Here is a 15,261-nt window from a genome sequence, read left to right as displayed (position 1 = left end):
GGCCCCCTACGGCTGATTACTGCTTTCCGCAGTTCGAGGCCAGCTTCTGCTCCTCCTCCGAGAGGGTGGGACTCGGAGAGGGAGTGGCTGCGGTCGGCTTGGTCTGGGCGTTCTGGGTGGTCGGCTTGCCGGTGGTGCCACCGGCCTCGCCCTCACCGGGCGGCGGGGCGCTCGCATTGTCGGCGGCCTCGCGGCGCTGCTCTTCCTTCTTGCAGGCCGTCGCCTGCGCGGCGAGCTCGTCGACCTTCGTGCGCGCCTTGCCGAGGCTGTCCTGGGTGATCGTGTCCTCGACCTGCTTGCGCTGGTAGGGCGGGAGGTACTTGAGTTCGATCTCGGGGTGGTCCTTCTCCACCTTCGAGAGCGAGAGCCAGGCCAGGTCCTGGCTGATGCCCTGGTAGAGCGCGACGTGCTCGCCCTTGGATCCGACGTAGTACTGGGTCTGCGTCCAGCGGTAGCCGCCGTACAGACCGCCGCCGACGACCGCCAGCGCGAGCACGATGTAGAAGGACCGCTTGAGCCAGCGGCGGCCGCCGCGCGGCTTGATGAAGTCCTCGTCGGAGTACGCGCCGAAGCTGCCCTCGGGCGGCATTCCGCCGTATCCCATCCCGTCGCCGCTGCCGGGCGGGCCGAAGCTGCCGTTCTGCTGCGGCGGTACGGGACGGCCGAGGCCGGCCGCGCGTCCCGCCGGGGTCTGCATGGCGCCGCCGTCGTTCAGCTGGAGCTGGTTCTCGGCGACCGCGCCGACGACGACCGGGGTGTCGTTGAGCTGCCCGGCCAGGGTGTCGTTGGAGTCGGTGTCGAGGACGTCGGCGACGATGCAGGTGATGTTGTCGGGGCCGCCGCCGCGCAGCGCGAGCTGGATCAGGTCCTGCACGGTCTCCTGCGGGCCCTGGTAGCTGGCGAGCGTCTCCTCCATCGTCTGGTGGGAGACGACGCCGGACAGGCCGTCGGAGCAGATCAGATAGCGGTCGCCGGCCCGGACCTCGCGGATGGAGAGATCGGGCTCGACATGGTCGCCGCTGCCCAGCGCGCGCATCAGCAGGGAGCGCTGCGGGTGGGTGGTGGCCTCTTCCTCGGTGATCCGGCCCTCGTCGACGAGGCGCTGCACCCAGGTGTGGTCCTGCGTGATCTGCGTCAGCACGCCGTCGCGCAGCAGATAGGCGCGGGAGTCACCGACGTGCACGAGGCCGAGGCGCTGGCCGGTCCACAGCAGGGCGGTGAGCGTGGTGCCCATGCCTTCGAGCTGCGGGTCCTCCTCGACCATCAGCCGGAGCTGCTCATTGGCGCGCTGCACGGCCGTACCGAGCGAGGTGAGGATGTCCGAGCCGGGCACGTCGTCGTCGAGCGTGACGAGCGTCGAGATGACCTCCGAGGAGGCGACCTCGCCGGCGGCCTGGCCGCCCATGCCGTCGGCGATGGCCAGCAGGCGCGGGCCGGCGTAGCCGGAGTCCTCGTTGCCCTCCCGGATCATGCCCTTGTGCGATCCGGCGGCGAAGCGCAGAGACAGACTCATGCGCACCTCGCCGGTCGGATCGGGGTACAGCCGGTCTCGAGCCACACTGCCCACCCTCCGGTCGGGAGCCCGTCCCGGTCCGCTGTCGGGACCGCTGCGGCTCGCTCGCTCCGCTCGCTCATTGTCGTACTACTTCCGCAGCTCGATGACGGTCTTGCCGATGCGGATCGGCGCGCCCAGCGGAATCGGCGTCGGTGTGGTGAGTCGGGTCCGGTCGAGATACGTGCCGTTGGTGGACCCGAGATCCTCGACGATCCACTGGCCGTCACGGTCGGGGTAGATCCTGGCATGCCTGCTGGACGCGTAGTCGTCGTCCAGCACGATCGTTGAATCGTGCGCCCGGCCCAGCGTGATGGTCTGGCCCTGCAGGGCCACCGTGGTGCCCGTGAGGGTGCCTTCGGAGACGACCAGTTTGGTGGGCGCACCGCGCCGCTGGCGGTTGTTCGTCTGCTGCCGCTGCTGCGGTGGCGCGGCGGACTGGCGCGGCTGTTGCGGTCGCGCGTCGGCATTGCGGCGTGAGCCGCGCTGCGTCACCCGCGTACCGAACAGATCGCTGCGGATGACCTGGACGGCCACGATCACGAACAGCCACAGAACGGCCAGGAAACCTAGCCGCATGACCGTCAGGGTCAGCTCTGACATTGCCCCCGCTTCACCCTTCGGCTTGCCGGTAAACGATGGTGGTGCTGCCCACGACGATCCGCGAGCCGTCGCGGAGCGTAGCGCGGGTGGTGTGCTGCCCGTCTACCACGATGCCGTTGGTAGACCCGAGATCCTGGATCGTCGAGGGCGTTCCGGTCCGGATCTCACAGTGCCGGCGCGATACGCCGGGGTCGTCGATCCGCACATCGGCGTCGGTGCTGCGACCCAGCACCAGCGTCGGGCGGGAGATCTGATGGCGGGTGCCGTTGATCTCGATCCAGCGTCGTACTTGGGTGCCCGGCAGCGGGCCGGGGCCCGGTGCCGTGCGGCGGTCCGCGACGGGCGCGGGACCGGGGCGGCCGGCGCCCGGAGGCGGCGCGGCCGGCATGGGAGGAGCGCCGACGGGCGGATAGCCGTACCCGCCGCGTGCGGCGGCCGGGCCCGCGGGACCGGGGCCTGCAGGAGCCCGCTCGGGCGACTGTGACGTACTCGACGCGAGGGTGCGGCTGCGCACCCGGTACAGACCGGTGTCGAGGTCGTCCGCCTTCTCCAGATGGACCTTGATGGGGCCCATGAAGGTGTAGCGCTGCTGCTTGGCGTAGTCGCGCACCAGGCCGGCGAGCTCGTCGCCGAGCTGGCCGGAGTACGGGCTCAGGCGCTCGAAATCGGGCGCGCTGAGCTCGACGATGAAATCATTGGGGACGACAGTCCGCTCGCGGTTCCAGATCGTCGCGTTGTTGTCGCACTCGCGCTGGAGGGCGCCGGCGATCTCGACAGGCTGGACCTCGGACTTGAACACCTTGGCGAAGGTGCCGTTGACCAGACCTTCGAGTCGCTGCTCGAACTTCTTCAGGACTCCCATGAGGCACCTCCTCCGTGCTTGCCGTCCTGGTACTGCTTACTGATCGTATCCACGCGTCGGGAAATCGGCTGGTTCCCCTTGTCTGCCCCGTCGATGAGTGTCACCTCTCACACGGATCGTAGAGGCGGCCTCCTGACAGTGTCCCGCACCCGGCGTGCGCCGAGGAGGAGTGGGGCCGGACCTCCATCGGTTCCCTGTTCCAGGGTCCGGTTCGGCAAACAAACGGATGTGAATCCACCGTGTGCAGCGTGCTAATCTTCTGGATGTCGCCAGGCGGACGCACCGAATCAGGTGGGAAACGGCAGGCGGCAGCACCCAATGCGCGGGTGGCGGAATAGGCAGACGCGCTGGATTCAGGTTCCAGTGCCCGAAAGGGCGTGGGGGTTCAACTCCCCCCTCGCGCACAAGATCGGAAGCCCCGTAGGTCATCGACCTACGGGGCTTCTGCGTTGCCCGGATGCACTCGGACGGGTCGCTGGAGTGTGGGATATGCGACTGTGCGACGTTCGTCGCTTTCCGGCGCGACGAAAGTCGGCCGCGGGCGCGGCGGCCGACTGTCTAGGGTTCGGGCGTGAACGCGTCAATGAAGATCCGGGCCGGGTGGGCGTGGCTGGCGGCACCTGAGCTGTGGTCGCGCAAGAGGACCGCCGCCGAAGTGGTTCTTGCGCTGGTGCTGGGCCTCATGGCGGCCGGTACCGAGGAGCTGACGGGGGGTGCCGGGCCCCGGCTGTTCTTCGTGGGGGCCGCTGCGGCGCTGCTCTCGTTCCTGCGGCGGCGGATGCCCACACCTGTGCTGGTGCTCACGGGCGTGCTCGCGCCCCTCACGACCGGCTTCGCGCCGGTGCTGATGGTCGTCGGTTGGTCGGCGGGGCGCAGGATTGTCGGCGCCGGCCGTGCGCTGACGGCCTTCACCGTGGCGTACGCCCTCTTCGTCACCTCCATGCTCGTGGACACCTGGTCCGAGGAGCGGCCGCTGACGCTGGTGCTGCTCGCCACTCTGTACTTCCTGGCGGCGACGGTCGTGCCGGGTCTGGCCAGCCGGTACTGGACGCAGCGCCGGACGCTGCTGCATGCGCTGCAGGAGCGCAACGCACAGCTGCTGCGGGAGCGCGTGATGATCGAGGGACAGACGCGGCTGCGTGAACGGCAGCGGATAGCCCAGGACATGCACGACAGCCTCGGACACCAGCTGGCGCTGATCTCCGTGCACACCGGTGCGCTGGAGGTCGATCCCGAGCTGACGGACCGGCAGCGGGAGGCGGTCGGGGTGCTGCGGAGCGCGTCGGTGACCGCGATGCACGAGTTGCGGGAGGTCGTCGGGATTCTGCGGGACGGGGTCGAGGCACCGGCCCCGGTGGACGAGTCGGGGCGGGCGGCGCGCGGTACGGCCGGGATCACGGGTCTCGTGGCGGCGGCGCGGGCCGCGGGCAACGAGGTGGAACTGCGGTGCACGGGCGAGGCGCGGCCGCTCGCCGCGGCGGCCGACCACGCGGCGTACCGCATCGTCCAGGAGTCGCTGACCAATGCGTACAAGCACGCTCCCGGGGTTCCGATCGATGTGGAGCTGCGGTACGAGCCGGACTCCTTCGTCGTCGAGATCGTCAGCGGTCCCGGGGCGGCTCCGGCACCCGGCGAGGTGGTCAGCGGCGGGCAGGGGCTGACCGGGCTGCGGGAGCGCGCGCGACTGGTCGGCGGGATCGTGCATGCCGGGCCGGCGGACGACGGGGGCTTTCGGGTGGCGGGAGTGCTGCCGTACGGAGTGGTGGAGGCAGCGCCTTTCGTCGCCGCGGAGGACGACTTCCGCCAGCAGTCGCCGCAGGCCACTTACGCGGACGGTGTTCCGGTCATGAACTGGAGCGTTACGGAGCGGGAGTTGGCGGTGGGGGCCATGGCGATGGACGGACAGCAGGGCCGGAGCAAGGGCAGCGGTGTCGCGCTGGGCTGTGGGATAGCCGTGGCGGCGGCGCTGGTGCTGGGGGCCGTGGGCATCTTCGGACTGTTCTTCGTGGTGGGGTCGATAGAGGAAGGAATGATCGACCCGGGCGAGTACGACATGGTGCAGGTCGGTGACGCGGAGAGCGAGGTACGCGACCGGCTTCCCAGCGGGGACACGATCTCCACGACCGGGCTGGGCGGGAAGGGACCGAAGGAGCCCGAGGGCTCGGACTGTCTGGTGCTGATGTCCTCGGAGGTGGGGGAGAACATCGAGACCGAGCCGGTGTTCCGGTTCTGCTTCAAGGACGGCAAGCTGATCGAGAAGAAGTCGTACGAGGTCAGTCGCTAGCCAGGCAGGAAGCCGCGTAGGCGTGGGGGGTTTCAAGTGACGGGGTCGCGGATCCGGGTCGTCATCGCCGATGACGAGCCGCTGATCAGGGCCGGGATCCGGATGATCCTCACCTCTGACCGCGAGATCGAGGTCGTGGCGGAGGCGGCGAACGGGCGCGAGGCCGTCGACCTGGCGCGGGCGCACAGCGCCGATGTGGTGCTCCTCGACATTCAGATGCCGGTCATGGACGGACTCACGGCGATGGGGGAGCTGCGGCGGGCGGTCCCGGAGGCGCGGGTGATCGTGCTGACGACCTTCGGTGAACGGGAGAACGTGCTGCGGACGTTGGAGTCCGGCGGCGCGGGCTTTCTGCTGAAGGACACCGCGCCCGCGGAGCTCATCGGGGCGGTACGGGCCGCGGCCGCCGGAGACGCCTATCTCTCTCCCGGGGCCACTCGGCATGTGGTGGACCAGCTGGCCACGGGGCGGGCGGCGACCCGCAGCGAGGAGGCACGGGTCCGGGTGGCCGGGCTGAGCGCGCGCGAGCGGGAGGTGCTGTCGCTGCTCGGCGAGGGGCTTTCCAATGCGGACGCCGGGCGGCGGCTGCATATGAGCGAGGCGACGGTGAAGACGTATGTGAGCCGGATCCTGGCGAAGCTGGAGTGCGAGAACCGGGTGCAGGCGGCGCTGCTGGCGCGCGACGCGGGGCTGGGCAGCGGGTACTGAGGAGCGGGTACTGAGCAGCAGGTACTGAGCGGCGAGCCCCGCGCTCCACGTTTCACGTGGAACATCCGCGTTGCCTGTTTCACGTGAAACGCCCGCAGGGGTGGACCCGCTGCGGGCGTTCACATGTGGTGCGCGGGACGCACGGTGCGCGGGGAGCGCGTGTGGCGTGCGGTGCGTGCGCTGCGCCGGGTGCGGGCGATCAGGCCACGAGACGGGCGGCGAGGGCCTTGGCCTTCTCGGCAGCCTCGTCCAGGGCCTTGGCGCGCGATGCCTCGGCCAGCGGGATCAGCTCCGCCATCTCTTCCTTGACGTGAGCCAGGGTCAGCTCCGGGACGATGAAGTCGACCTCGGCACCGAGCATGCCGGTGAGCACCTTCTCCAGGTAGTTCTGGACGAATTCGAAGTCCTCACGCGGCGTACCGGGAGCGTAGGAGCCGCCGCGGCTGGCGACGACGGTGACCGGGGTGCCCGCCACCGGGCCGTCGGGGCTCGCGTTGTGGCCGACGATGATCACCTGGTCGAGCCATGCCTTCAGGGTGGACGAGATCGTGAAGTTGTACATCGGAGCGCCGATCAGCACGGCGTCCGCCGCTTGCAGCTCGGCTGCGAGCTCGGCGCGCAGCGCGTCATCCGCGCCGGCAGAGACGGCGGCGATGTCCAGGTGGGGCAGCGGAGCGGCGGCAAGGTCGCGGTAGACGACCTCGCCCTCCGGGTGCTGCTCCCGCCAGGCCTGGACGAAGGCGGCGGTGACATCGCGGGACGCCGACCCCTGGGGGAAGACGGCGGAGTCGAGGTGCAGCAGCGTGGCCATGAGGTTCTCCATAGGGATGATGCCGGGTTATGCAGGGGACTGGACTCGGGGGATTCGTTCGGAACTGAAGTTCCGTATGCACCTATGGATAGCACAGTCACTAATCTTTTGTAAGTCCCTGCCTTCGGCGCAGTACTCTGAAGCCATGGCGGAACACAGTGAAGAGGCGTGCAAGAAGGTCGACGTGGGCATCACGCGCGTCTTCGAGCTGCTCGGCAAGCGCTGGACCGGCCTGATCGTCTCCGTGCTGCAGCAGCGCGCCGTCCACTTCGCCGAGCTGCGGCGGGCCATCCCGGGCATCAGCGAGCGCATGCTCTCGGACCGCCTCACCGAGCTGGGTGCGGCCGGGCTCGTCGTCCGCGAGGTCGACGAAGGGCCGCCGCTGCGGGTCTCGTACCGGCTGACCGCGGCCGGGACCGCGATGGAGCCCGCGCTCAAGGAGCTGGCGCTCTGGGCCGATCAGCATTTGGCGCCGGGCGCCAAGGACTCCTGCTAGCGCGGTACGAAGCGGTACGAAAGCGCAGGCCGCAGAGCGGCTGCACGTTATCCACAGGGGGAGACGACTGCCGGGCGGCGGCTGTACGGTCGATGCCAGTTGATGTTGAGGATGTACGACGACGGGGGAGGCAGCACGTCATGAGCGAAGCTGAGACGGTGATGCCGGCGGAGCGGGCGGAGTCCGGGAGTTCCGCGTCAACGACGGAGGGCGAGGCCGTGACCGGTTCGGCAGGCGGGTCCCCGCAGAGCGTGCGTATCCCGGACGTCCCCGGATTCGCACGGCGCCATGGCCATGGCGTGATGGGCTCTTCGGCTGCAGGGCGTACGCCGAAGCAGGAAGGCAAGGCGCTGCGGGAGCGGGTACCGCGGTCCTCGCACGACTCGCTGATGCTGGCCGTGGGCCGGCCCGACGCGGTCGAGGCCGTGGAGGAGTCCAGCCGTGGCCGGGTGCCGGAGCTGACGCCGATACGGGTCGGCCGGATGGCCGCCTCGCCGTTCGCCTTTCTGCGTGGCTCGGCCGGGCTGATGGCCCACGACCTGGTGGGCACGCCGACCACGGGTGTGAGCGCGCAGATCTGCGGCGACGCGCACGCCGCGAACTTCGGCCTGTACGGCGACGCGCGCGGCCGCCTGGTGATCGACCTCAACGACTTCGACGAGACCGTCGTCGGCCCCTGGGAGTGGGACGTCAAGCGGCTCGCTGTCTCCCTGGTGCTGGCCGGCCGGGTGGCGGGCGCGGACGAGACCGTGTGCCGGGCAGCCGCGCTGGACGCCGTGGGCGCCTACCGGCGCACCATGCGCCTGCTGGCAGGGCTCCCCGCGATGGACGCCTGGAACGCCATCGCGGACGAGGAGCTCGTCTCCCACACGGACGCGCGCGATCTTCTCGGCACCCTGGAGCGGGTCTCGGAGAAGGCCCGCAACAACACCAGTGCGCGCTTCGCCGCGAAGGCGACGGTGGCGGTGACCGACGGCAGCGGCGAACTACGGCGCTTCGTGGACGCGCCCCCGGTGCTGCGCCGCGTGCCGGACGCGGAGGCGCGCGCCGTCGCATCGTCGCTGGAGCACTATCTGGGCACGGTGTCGGAGGACCGGCTGCCGCTGCTCGCGCGGTACGCGATCCACGATGTGGCGTTCCGTGTGGTCGGCACCGGAAGCGTCGGCACCAGGTCGTATGTGGTGCTGCTGCTCGACCACCGCGGCGATGCGCTGGTGCTTCAGGTGAAGGAGGCGCGGCCGTCGGCGCTGCTGCCGTATCTCCCGGCCGCCGGATTCCCCGTGCCCGAGGTCGTGCACGAGGGCAGGCGTGTGGTCATGGGCCAGAAGCGGATGCAGGTCGTCAGCGACATCCTGCTGGGCTGGACGACGGTCGACGGACGGCCTTTCCAGGTAAGGCAGTTCAGGAACCGCAAGGGCAGCGTCGATCCGGCCGCGCTCGCACCCGACCAGGTGGACGACTACGGGCGGATGACCGGCGCGCTGCTGGCGCGGGCCCATGCGCACAGTGCCGATCCGCGGCTGATCGCCGGGTACTGCGGCAAGGGCGAAGAGCTGGACGAGGCCGTGGCCGGCTTCGCGATGCTCTACGCGGACCGTACGGAAGCGGATCACGCGGAGCTGCTGGCGGCGATCAAGAGCGGGCGGATTGCCGCTGAGCTGGGGGTGTGACAGGGCACGCCGCCACGCCCGTAGGCTGGACGAGTGACCCAGGATGCCCCCGGGAGTCCAACGACCCGGAACGACGAAGAGCAGGACGCGCAGCCGCGGCCGGAGGCCCGGCTGGAGAAGGCGGTGCGCGCGGCCGAGCAGGCGCTGATCGAGTTCGAGATCGCTCTGGAGACGTTCCGGGTGGAGGTGGAGAACTTCTCCAGGCTCCACCACCAGAAGCTCGGCCCGATGTACGCGCGGCTGGACGAGCTGGACGCGCAGATCGCCGAGGCCCGGGCCGCCCGCACCGGCGATCCGGAGGATCTGCGCAAGGCTCAGGAGGCGCGGGCCATCGTGATGCCCATGCCAGGTGTCGACGAGCTGTTCCACGACTGGATGGACTCCGACGGCCTCTCCCCCGAGGCCGCCGCCATGCTCAACGAGCAGCCTGTCCGGGCGCCGAAGCGGGTGCGGCCGAGCGACGAGGCGCGCAAGCTCTACCGCGAGCTCGCCCGCAAGGCCCATCCGGACCTGGCACAGGAGGAGACGGAGCGGGCCCGGCGCGAGGAGTTCATCACGCGGGTGAACGCGGCGTACGGGCTGGGCGACGCGGAGCTGCTGCGGGAGCTGGCCGCGGAGTGGGAGGCCGGGCCCGTGCCCGAGCAGCCGCCGCTCAGCGAGAGTGAGGAGCTCTATGCCCGGCTCGAGTGGCTGGCGCAGCGCAAGGAGCTCCTGACCGCGGTCGCGAAGGAGCTGGAGGAGAGCGCGATCGGCTCGATGCTGCGGATGGCTCCGGAGGACCCGGACCGGCTGCTGGAGGAGATCGCCGAGCAGCTGCTGGCCCAGGTCGCCGAACGCGAGAAGGAACTGTCCGGTCTGGTGCAGTAGGTTTTCCGGGGTTCTCCGGAACCCGGCAGCCCTGCCGCGTAGGTACGAGAGAAGGCATGACCCATGAATTTCGCCCCGCTCCCCTCGGTGGACGTCGCGGAGGTGCCGTCCGACGGTCTGGTGCTGGACGTTCGTGAGAGCGACGAGTGGGCGGCCGGACATGTCGAGGGCGCGCTGCACGTGCCGATGAGCGACTTCGTGGCCAGGTTCGGCGAGGTGACCGAGGCGGTGGCCGAGGGACGCCGGGCCTATGTGATGTGCCGGGTCGGCGGCCGGTCCGCGCAGGTCACCCAGTACCTGGTGCAGCAGGGCATCGACGCGGTGAATGTCGACGGCGGCATGCAGGCGTGGGACGGTGCCGGCCGCCCGATGGTCACGGACAACGGCACCCCGGCCTTCGTCCTGTGAGCCAGGGGCCTTTGTCCGGCAGGCGCTAGCCCAGAGGGTGGGCGGCCAGCAGGTCGCCCAGAGCTTCCTCGTGGGCCGCGGCCGGGCCGAGTGAGAGTTCAAGCTGCTTGGCCCAGGCGTGATAGCGGTGCAGCGGGTAGTCCGTGTCGGCGCCGAAGCCGCCGTGCAGATGCTGGGCGGTCTGGACGACGCGGCGAACGCCCTCCGAGGCCCAGATCTTCGCCACGGCGACATCCCCGGCCACCGGCAACGGTCCGCCGAGTCCCGCGCTCCCCCGCGCCGGAGTCAGCCGCCAGGCCGCCTGCCACAGCGTCGCCTCCATCGCCCGCAGATCGATAAAGCGGTCTGCTGTCTGGACGGCAACGGCCTGGAACGTGGCGACCGGGAATCCGAACTGCTCGCGCTTGCCCGTGTATTCGCTGGTCATCGTGAGCACGCCCTCGCCGAGACCGAGCGCCAGCGCGCATGTCCCGGTGGCCAGGAGCTGACGCAGCCACTCCCAGGCGCCTTCGGCGTCGATCAGTTCGCGGCTGTCGATCCGTACGGAATCCAGGCTGACTTCGGCGAACCGCTCACCGCTGGTGGAGATCTGCTCGGCGAAGGAAAGACCTTCGCGGTCGCGGGCGATCAGTGCCAGCGTGGCGCGGCCGTCATCCGTGTGCGCGGGCACGGCGATCAGGTCCGCGGAGTGGGCCCAGGGCACGCCCGTCTGCACGCCGTCGAGCAGCCAGCCCTCGCCGCGGTCGGTGTCGGGGCGCGCCGAAACAGCGAGCTCGGCGGGATCATGACCGGTTCGGCCGTTGGCACCGACGGTGAGCACCAGCTCGCCGCGGCCGACCCGCGGAAGAATCTCGTCGCTCAACTCGGCGTCGCCATAACGCTCCACGGCCATCGCGACCGCGCTGGTCTCCAGCAGCGGCACGCGGGCCAGCACCTTGGCGGATTCGCGGAGCACCAGGCAGAGCGCGATGGCGTCGAGGCCGGCACCGCCGCGCTCCGGCGAGAGCACCAGGCTCAGCAGATCGGAGTCAGCGAGCTTGGCCCACAGCGGCCGGTCGAACTCCTCGGCCACCGCGCCCGGTGTGAGCGCGGGGCTCGGCACACCGTCCGGCGCGACGCCGGAGAAGACGGCCTTCGCAGCCTCGACGGCCGCCTGCTGCTCCTCGGTGAAGGTGAAGTCCACTGGCTTGTCCTCCCACGCGCCGATGCCGCAAGAACGCTGTCCGGGCTGTGTCCCCGTGTATCTGACGGACCGTCAAGCCCATCGAGACCGCCAAGATAGAACACGTTCCTGAAAATGAACACAGCCCTGGAAGCGAACACAGCCCTTGGACGGGTACGCCGCCCTGGAAAGGAGCGCGGCCCCTGGAAGTGGACGCGGCACCGGGTGAACGGGGTCAGCGGTCGAAGTCCAGCTCCACTTCGGGCGTTGCCGGATGGGACTGGCAGGCCAGCACATAGCCCGCCTCGGTCTCCTCGGGCTCCAGCGCGAAGTTGCGGTCCATGCGCACCTCGCCGGAGACCAGGAAGGCGCGGCAGGTCCCACAGACCCCGCCCTTGCACGCATACGGAGCGTCCGCGCGGCTCCGCAGCACCGTCTCGAGCAGCGACTCCCCTTCCTGCACCGGCCACTTGCCCGACCGGCCGTCCAGCGTCGCCGTCAGCTCCGCATGAGACGGCGCGGCCACCGGCGCCGGGGCCGGTGCGTCATCGACGTGGAAGATCTCCTGGTGGATATGGCTCCGACTGACGCCGAGGCCGCGCAGCGCCCGCTCCGCGCCCTGGACCAGGCCGAAGGGGCCGCAGAGGTACCAGCCGTCCACGTCCGCCACCGGGAGCAGAGCCGGCAGCAGCTCGGTCAGCCGGTCCCCGTCGAGCCGCCCGGACGGCAGACCTGCCGCCTGCTCCTCCCGGGAGAGTGTTGTGACCAGCTGAAAGCGCTCCGGGAAGCGGTCCTTGAGGTCGGCGACCTCGTCCAGGAACATCGTCGAGGCCACGGTGCGGTCGCTGCGGATCAGGCAGAACCGGGCCTCCGGCTCCCGCGCCAGCAGCGTCGCAGCCATCGACAGCACTGGCGTGATGCCGCTGCCGCCGACGATCGCCGCGAAGTAGCCGGGCCGCGGATCGAGGAGGAACCGGCCCATCGGAGGCATCACTTCGACGATGTCGCCGACGGCGAGCTCCTTGAGCGCATACGTCGAGAACTCGCCGCCGTCGACCTGCCGGATGCCCACGCGCAGGACCGGATCGGCGCCTGCCGGAGCGGCCGGAGCGCAGATCGAGTACGTACGGCGGATCTCCTCGCCCTGCACCAGTCGGCGAAGCGCCAGGTGCTGGCCGGGTGTGTGGCGGAAGGCCTCCCGGAGCTCGGGCGGCACCTGGAGGGTGACGGCCACCGAGTCGTCCGTGAGCTGTTCGACCTCGCTGACCCGGAGCGGATGGAACATCTACAACTCCTTGAAGTGGTCGAAGGGTTCGCGGCAGCTGACGCAGCGGCGCAGCGCCTTGCAGGCGGTGGAGGAGAACCGGCTCAGCATCTCGGTGTCGGTGGAGCCACAGTTCGGGCAGCGCACGGAGAGCGTGAGCGCCACCGGGCCCTCCGCGGCGTGCGCGCGCGGCGGCGCAATGCCGAACTCGGCGAGCTTGCGCCGACCTTCCGCACTGATGTCGTCGGTCGACCAGGCCGGCGCGAGGACCTTCACGACCGAGACCTCCGGTATCCCGTGGTCGTGCAGCACCTGCTCGATGTCGGAGGTCATCGTTTCGATCGCCGGGCAGCCTGTGTAGGTCGGCGTCAGCTCCACCTCGACCCTGCCCGGGCCGAGGACCTGTACCCCGCGGAGCACACCGAGCTCCTCCAGCGTCAGAACGGGCAGCTCCGGGTCGGGCACGGAGCCGGCCAGCTTGCGCAGCTCCGCCTCCAGCCGTGTCTCGCCGGTGAGGCGCGTGTCGGTCACCATGACGCCCCCGGGTGGCTGCGGTGCAGATGCTGCATCTCCGCCAGCATCCGCCCGAACGACTCCGTGTGCAGTCCCTGGCGACCCGCGCCCGCCGCCCAGCCGCCGGACCGAGGCCCTTCGGGCACGGTCAGCGTCGCGCGCACCAGCACGGCGGTGACGGTCTCCAGCCAGCCGGCTTCCAGCGCCTGCCAGTCGATGTCCAGCCCTTCGACCGGCTGGAACATCTCACCGGTGAACCGCCACAGCGCGTCGCACGCCCGCTGCATCCGCTGATGGCTCTCGGCGGTGCCGTCGCCGAGGCGGTCGGTCCAGTGCTCGGCGTGGTCCTGGTGGTAGGCGACCTCCTTGACCGCCTTTGCCGCGAGCCCGGCGAACTCGCTGTCGCCGGTCGCCAACTGCCCGTACAGCAGCCGCTGGTAGACGGAGAAGTAGAGCTGGCGGACGATGGTGTGCGCGAAGTCGCCGTTCGGCTGCTCGACCAGCTGGAGATTGCAGAACTCGCGCTCTTCGCGCAGATACGCCAGCTCGTCCTCGTCGCCGACGAGTGAGAGCAGCACGCGCGCCTGGCCCAGCAGATCCAGCGCGATATTGGCGAGAGCGACGTCCTCCTCCAGAACGGGCGCATGACCCGCCCACTCCCCCAGCCGGTGGGAGAGCACCAGCGCGTCGTCGCCGAGGGCGAGCGCCGCGGCATTCACCGTGGTGGTCACAGGTGCTTCACCCCGTCCGGGATCTCGTAGAAGGTCGGGTGCCGGTAGGGCTTGTCGGCTGAGGGCTCGAAGAACGGGTCCTTCTCGTCCGGCGAGGACGCGGTGATCGCCGTGGAGGGCACCACCCAGATGGACACGCCTTCGTTCCGCCGGGTGTAGAGATCGCGGGCATTGCGCAGCGCCATCTCCGCGTCCGGGGCGTGCAGGCTGCCCGCGTGCGTGTGCGACAGTCCACGGCGCGAGCGCACGAAGACCTCCCACAGCGGCCAGTTGGTCGAGCTGCTCATGCCGTCGCCTCCCCGGGCTTCGCGTGCTGTGCCTGGCGCTTTTCGGCGTATGCCGAAGCCGCTTCGCGGACCCAGGCGCCCTCTTCGTGTGCCTTACGGCGCTGTGTGAGCCGCTGCTCGTTGCACGGGCCGTTGCCCTTGAGGACCTCCTGGAACTCCGCCCAGTCGATCGCGCCGAAGTCGTGGTGACCCCGCTCCTCGTTCCACCGCAGATCGCGGTCGGGGAGTGTGAGGCCGAGGGCCTCGGCCTGCGGGACGCAGATGTCGACGAAGCGCTGACGCAGCTCGTCGTTCGAATGCCGCTTGATCTTCCAGGCCATGGACTGCACCGAATGGGACGACTCGTCGTCGGGCGGGCCGAACATCATCAGCGACGGCCACCACCAGCGGTTCACCGCGTCCTGCGCCATCTCGTGCTGGGCGGCCGTGCCGCGCGAGAGCGTGAGCAGCAGCTCGTAGCCCTGGCGCTGGTGGAAGGACTCCTCCTTGCAGATCCGGACCATCGCGCGGGCGTAGGGACCGTAGGAGCAGCGGCACAGCGGCACCTGGTTGGTGATCGCCGCGCCGTCCACCAGCCAGCCGATCGCGCCGACATCGGCCCAGGTCAGCGTCGGGTAGTTGAAGATCGACGAGTACCTCTGGCGGCCCGCGTGGAGCTTGTCGAGCAGCTCGTCGCGGCTGGTGCCCAGGGTCTCGGCGGCGCTGTACAGATACAGGCCGTGGCCGGCCTCGTCCTGCACCTTGGCCATCAGGATCGCCTTGCGCCGCAGCGACGGCGCGCGCGTGATCCAGTTCGCCTCGGGCTGCATGCCGATGATCTCGGAGTGGGCGTGCTGCGCCATCTGCCGGACCAACGTCGCGCGGTAGGCGTCAGGCATCCAGTCGCGTGGCTCGATGCGCTCGTCGGCGGCTACGGCGGCGTCGAAAACCGCCTCGTACGTATCCGCAGTCACTGCCGTCATCCGGGCCCCCTACCGACCGATCGTTCGGTTCATGGACTTCAATGGTGAGTCGAGGGCCCTTAAGGTGTCAACCCTGTGGAT

Annotated in this window: 16 protein-coding genes and 1 tRNA gene; 7 read left to right on the top strand and 10 right to left on the bottom strand. The window is 70.1% G+C overall.

The features are described from left to right. Window positions 1–16 precede the first annotated feature (16 nt). The 3 genes from ACH4YL_RS05645 to ACH4YL_RS05635 all read right to left on the bottom strand — a co-directional run bounded on the left by ACH4YL_RS05645 (window position 17) and on the right by ACH4YL_RS05635 (window position 3,017). Complete coding sequence (locus tag ACH4YL_RS05645) at window positions 17–1,513, bottom strand: Stp1/IreP family PP2C-type Ser/Thr phosphatase (RefSeq protein ID WP_398505133.1); 1,497 nt, start codon at window positions 1,511–1,513, stop codon at window positions 17–19. Between the two features lie 129 nt (window positions 1,514–1,642). After that, window positions 1,643–2,155: an FHA domain-containing protein gene (locus ACH4YL_RS05640; protein ID WP_398505132.1), complete on the bottom strand. Its 513-nt coding sequence runs from the start codon at window positions 2,153–2,155 to the stop codon at window positions 1,643–1,645. Window positions 2,156–2,165: 10 nt separating this feature from the next. Continuing rightward, complete coding sequence (locus ACH4YL_RS05635; protein ID WP_398505130.1) at window positions 2,166–3,017, bottom strand: FhaA domain-containing protein; 852 nt, start codon at window positions 3,015–3,017, stop codon at window positions 2,166–2,168. Between the two features lie 320 nt (window positions 3,018–3,337). On the opposite strand from ACH4YL_RS05635, the gene ACH4YL_RS05630 reads away from it, so the two are divergent. The 3 genes from ACH4YL_RS05630 (at window position 3,338) to ACH4YL_RS05620 (ending at window position 6,009) form a co-directional block, all read left to right on the top strand. Then, window positions 3,338–3,421 (top strand) — tRNA-Leu (locus ACH4YL_RS05630). A gap of 167 nt (window positions 3,422–3,588) precedes the next feature. Next, complete coding sequence (locus tag ACH4YL_RS05625) at window positions 3,589–5,301, top strand: sensor histidine kinase (RefSeq protein ID WP_398505129.1); 1,713 nt, start codon at window positions 3,589–3,591, stop codon at window positions 5,299–5,301. A 36-nt stretch (window positions 5,302–5,337) separates the two neighbouring features. Further along, window positions 5,338–6,009, top strand: a complete 672-nt coding sequence (locus tag ACH4YL_RS05620; protein WP_398505128.1) for a response regulator — start codon at window positions 5,338–5,340, stop codon at window positions 6,007–6,009. 199 nt (window positions 6,010–6,208) lie between these two features. On the opposite strand, the gene ACH4YL_RS05615 is transcribed toward ACH4YL_RS05620, so the two are convergent. Then, window positions 6,209–6,820 carry an FMN-dependent NADH-azoreductase gene (locus tag ACH4YL_RS05615; protein WP_398505127.1) on the bottom strand — a complete coding sequence of 204 codons (612 nt, stop codon included), beginning with the start codon at window positions 6,818–6,820 and terminating at the stop codon, window positions 6,209–6,211. Window positions 6,821–6,965: 145 nt separating this feature from the next. Here ACH4YL_RS05615 and ACH4YL_RS05610 point away from each other — a divergent pair, with 145 nt between their 5' ends. The 4 genes from ACH4YL_RS05610 (at window position 6,966) to ACH4YL_RS05595 (ending at window position 10,261) form a co-directional block, all read left to right on the top strand. Beyond that, entirely contained in the window at window positions 6,966–7,316 is a 351-nt protein-coding gene (locus tag ACH4YL_RS05610; protein WP_398505126.1) for a winged helix-turn-helix transcriptional regulator, read from the top strand. Window positions 7,317–7,456: 140 nt separating this feature from the next. Beyond that, complete coding sequence (locus ACH4YL_RS05605; protein WP_398505124.1) at window positions 7,457–8,986, top strand: DUF2252 domain-containing protein; 1,530 nt, start codon at window positions 7,457–7,459, stop codon at window positions 8,984–8,986. Window positions 8,987–9,019: 33 nt separating this feature from the next. Then, window positions 9,020–9,853 carry a hypothetical protein gene (locus ACH4YL_RS05600; RefSeq protein ID WP_398505123.1) on the top strand — a complete coding sequence of 278 codons (834 nt, stop codon included), beginning with the start codon at window positions 9,020–9,022 and terminating at the stop codon, window positions 9,851–9,853. 63 nt (window positions 9,854–9,916) lie between these two features. Next, window positions 9,917–10,261, top strand: a complete 345-nt coding sequence (locus tag ACH4YL_RS05595) for a rhodanese-like domain-containing protein (protein WP_398505122.1) — start codon at window positions 9,917–9,919, stop codon at window positions 10,259–10,261. Between the two features lie 25 nt (window positions 10,262–10,286). Here ACH4YL_RS05595 and ACH4YL_RS05590 read toward each other — a convergent pair whose 3' ends face one another. The 6 genes from ACH4YL_RS05590 to paaA all read right to left on the bottom strand — a co-directional run bounded on the left by ACH4YL_RS05590 (window position 10,287) and on the right by paaA (window position 15,180). Beyond that, window positions 10,287–11,444 carry an acyl-CoA dehydrogenase family protein gene (locus ACH4YL_RS05590; RefSeq protein ID WP_398505120.1) on the bottom strand — a complete coding sequence of 386 codons (1,158 nt, stop codon included), beginning with the start codon at window positions 11,442–11,444 and terminating at the stop codon, window positions 10,287–10,289. 214 nt (window positions 11,445–11,658) lie between these two features. Next, window positions 11,659–12,708: a 2Fe-2S iron-sulfur cluster-binding protein gene (locus ACH4YL_RS05585; protein WP_398505118.1), complete on the bottom strand. Its 1,050-nt coding sequence runs from the start codon at window positions 12,706–12,708 to the stop codon at window positions 11,659–11,661. After that, window positions 12,709–13,221 carry a 1,2-phenylacetyl-CoA epoxidase subunit PaaD gene (gene paaD / locus ACH4YL_RS05580; RefSeq protein WP_398505116.1) on the bottom strand — a complete coding sequence of 171 codons (513 nt, stop codon included), beginning with the start codon at window positions 13,219–13,221 and terminating at the stop codon, window positions 12,709–12,711. It abuts the gene before it with no gap. Beyond that, on the bottom strand, window positions 13,215–13,931 hold the full coding sequence (gene paaC / locus ACH4YL_RS05575; protein ID WP_398505114.1) for a 1,2-phenylacetyl-CoA epoxidase subunit PaaC: 717 nt from the start codon (window positions 13,929–13,931) through the stop codon (window positions 13,215–13,217). Before paaC ends, paaD begins: the two co-directional genes overlap by 7 nt. Then, on the bottom strand, window positions 13,928–14,218 hold the full coding sequence (paaB, locus tag ACH4YL_RS05570) for a 1,2-phenylacetyl-CoA epoxidase subunit PaaB (RefSeq protein WP_398505113.1): 291 nt from the start codon (window positions 14,216–14,218) through the stop codon (window positions 13,928–13,930). The genes paaC and paaB overlap by 4 nt, the downstream gene beginning before the upstream one ends. Beyond that, window positions 14,215–15,180: a 1,2-phenylacetyl-CoA epoxidase subunit PaaA gene (gene paaA / locus ACH4YL_RS05565; RefSeq protein WP_398505112.1), complete on the bottom strand. Its 966-nt coding sequence runs from the start codon at window positions 15,178–15,180 to the stop codon at window positions 14,215–14,217. The genes paaB and paaA overlap by 4 nt, the downstream gene beginning before the upstream one ends. Window positions 15,181–15,261: the final 81 nt, after the last annotated feature.

It is taken from the genome of Streptomyces sp. NPDC020681, assembly GCF_044334895.1.
Lineage (GTDB): Bacteria > Actinomycetota > Actinomycetes > Streptomycetales > Streptomycetaceae > Streptomyces.
This window is presented reverse-complemented; position numbering and strand designations above follow the sequence as displayed.

Bases quoted from the DNA above. Each gene is read 5' to 3' on its own strand.
- ACH4YL_RS05610 (WP_398505126.1), top strand. From the start codon at position 6,966: ATGGCGGAACACAGTGAAGAGGCGTGCAAGAAGGTCGACGTGGGCATC.
- ACH4YL_RS05605 (WP_398505124.1), top strand. From the start codon at position 7,457: ATGAGCGAAGCTGAGACGGTGATGCCGGCGGAGCGGGCGGAGTCCGGG.
- paaB (WP_398505113.1), bottom strand. From the start codon at position 14,218: ATGAGCAGCTCGACCAACTGGCCGCTGTGGGAGGTCTTCGTGCGCTCG.
- ACH4YL_RS05595 (WP_398505122.1), top strand. From the start codon at position 9,917: ATGAATTTCGCCCCGCTCCCCTCGGTGGACGTCGCGGAGGTGCCGTCC.
- ACH4YL_RS05635 (WP_398505130.1), bottom strand. From the start codon at position 3,017: ATGGGAGTCCTGAAGAAGTTCGAGCAGCGACTCGAAGGTCTGGTCAAC.
- paaA (WP_398505112.1), bottom strand. From the start codon at position 15,180: ATGACGGCAGTGACTGCGGATACGTACGAGGCGGTTTTCGACGCCGCC.
- ACH4YL_RS05640 (WP_398505132.1), bottom strand. From the start codon at position 2,155: ATGTCAGAGCTGACCCTGACGGTCATGCGGCTAGGTTTCCTGGCCGTT.
- ACH4YL_RS05615 (WP_398505127.1), bottom strand. From the start codon at position 6,820: ATGGCCACGCTGCTGCACCTCGACTCCGCCGTCTTCCCCCAGGGGTCG.
- paaD (WP_398505116.1), bottom strand. From the start codon at position 13,221: ATGGTGACCGACACGCGCCTCACCGGCGAGACACGGCTGGAGGCGGAG.
- ACH4YL_RS05645 (WP_398505133.1), bottom strand. From the start codon at position 1,513: ATGAGTCTGTCTCTGCGCTTCGCCGCCGGATCGCACAAGGGCATGATC.
- ACH4YL_RS05585 (WP_398505118.1), bottom strand. From the start codon at position 12,708: ATGTTCCATCCGCTCCGGGTCAGCGAGGTCGAACAGCTCACGGACGAC.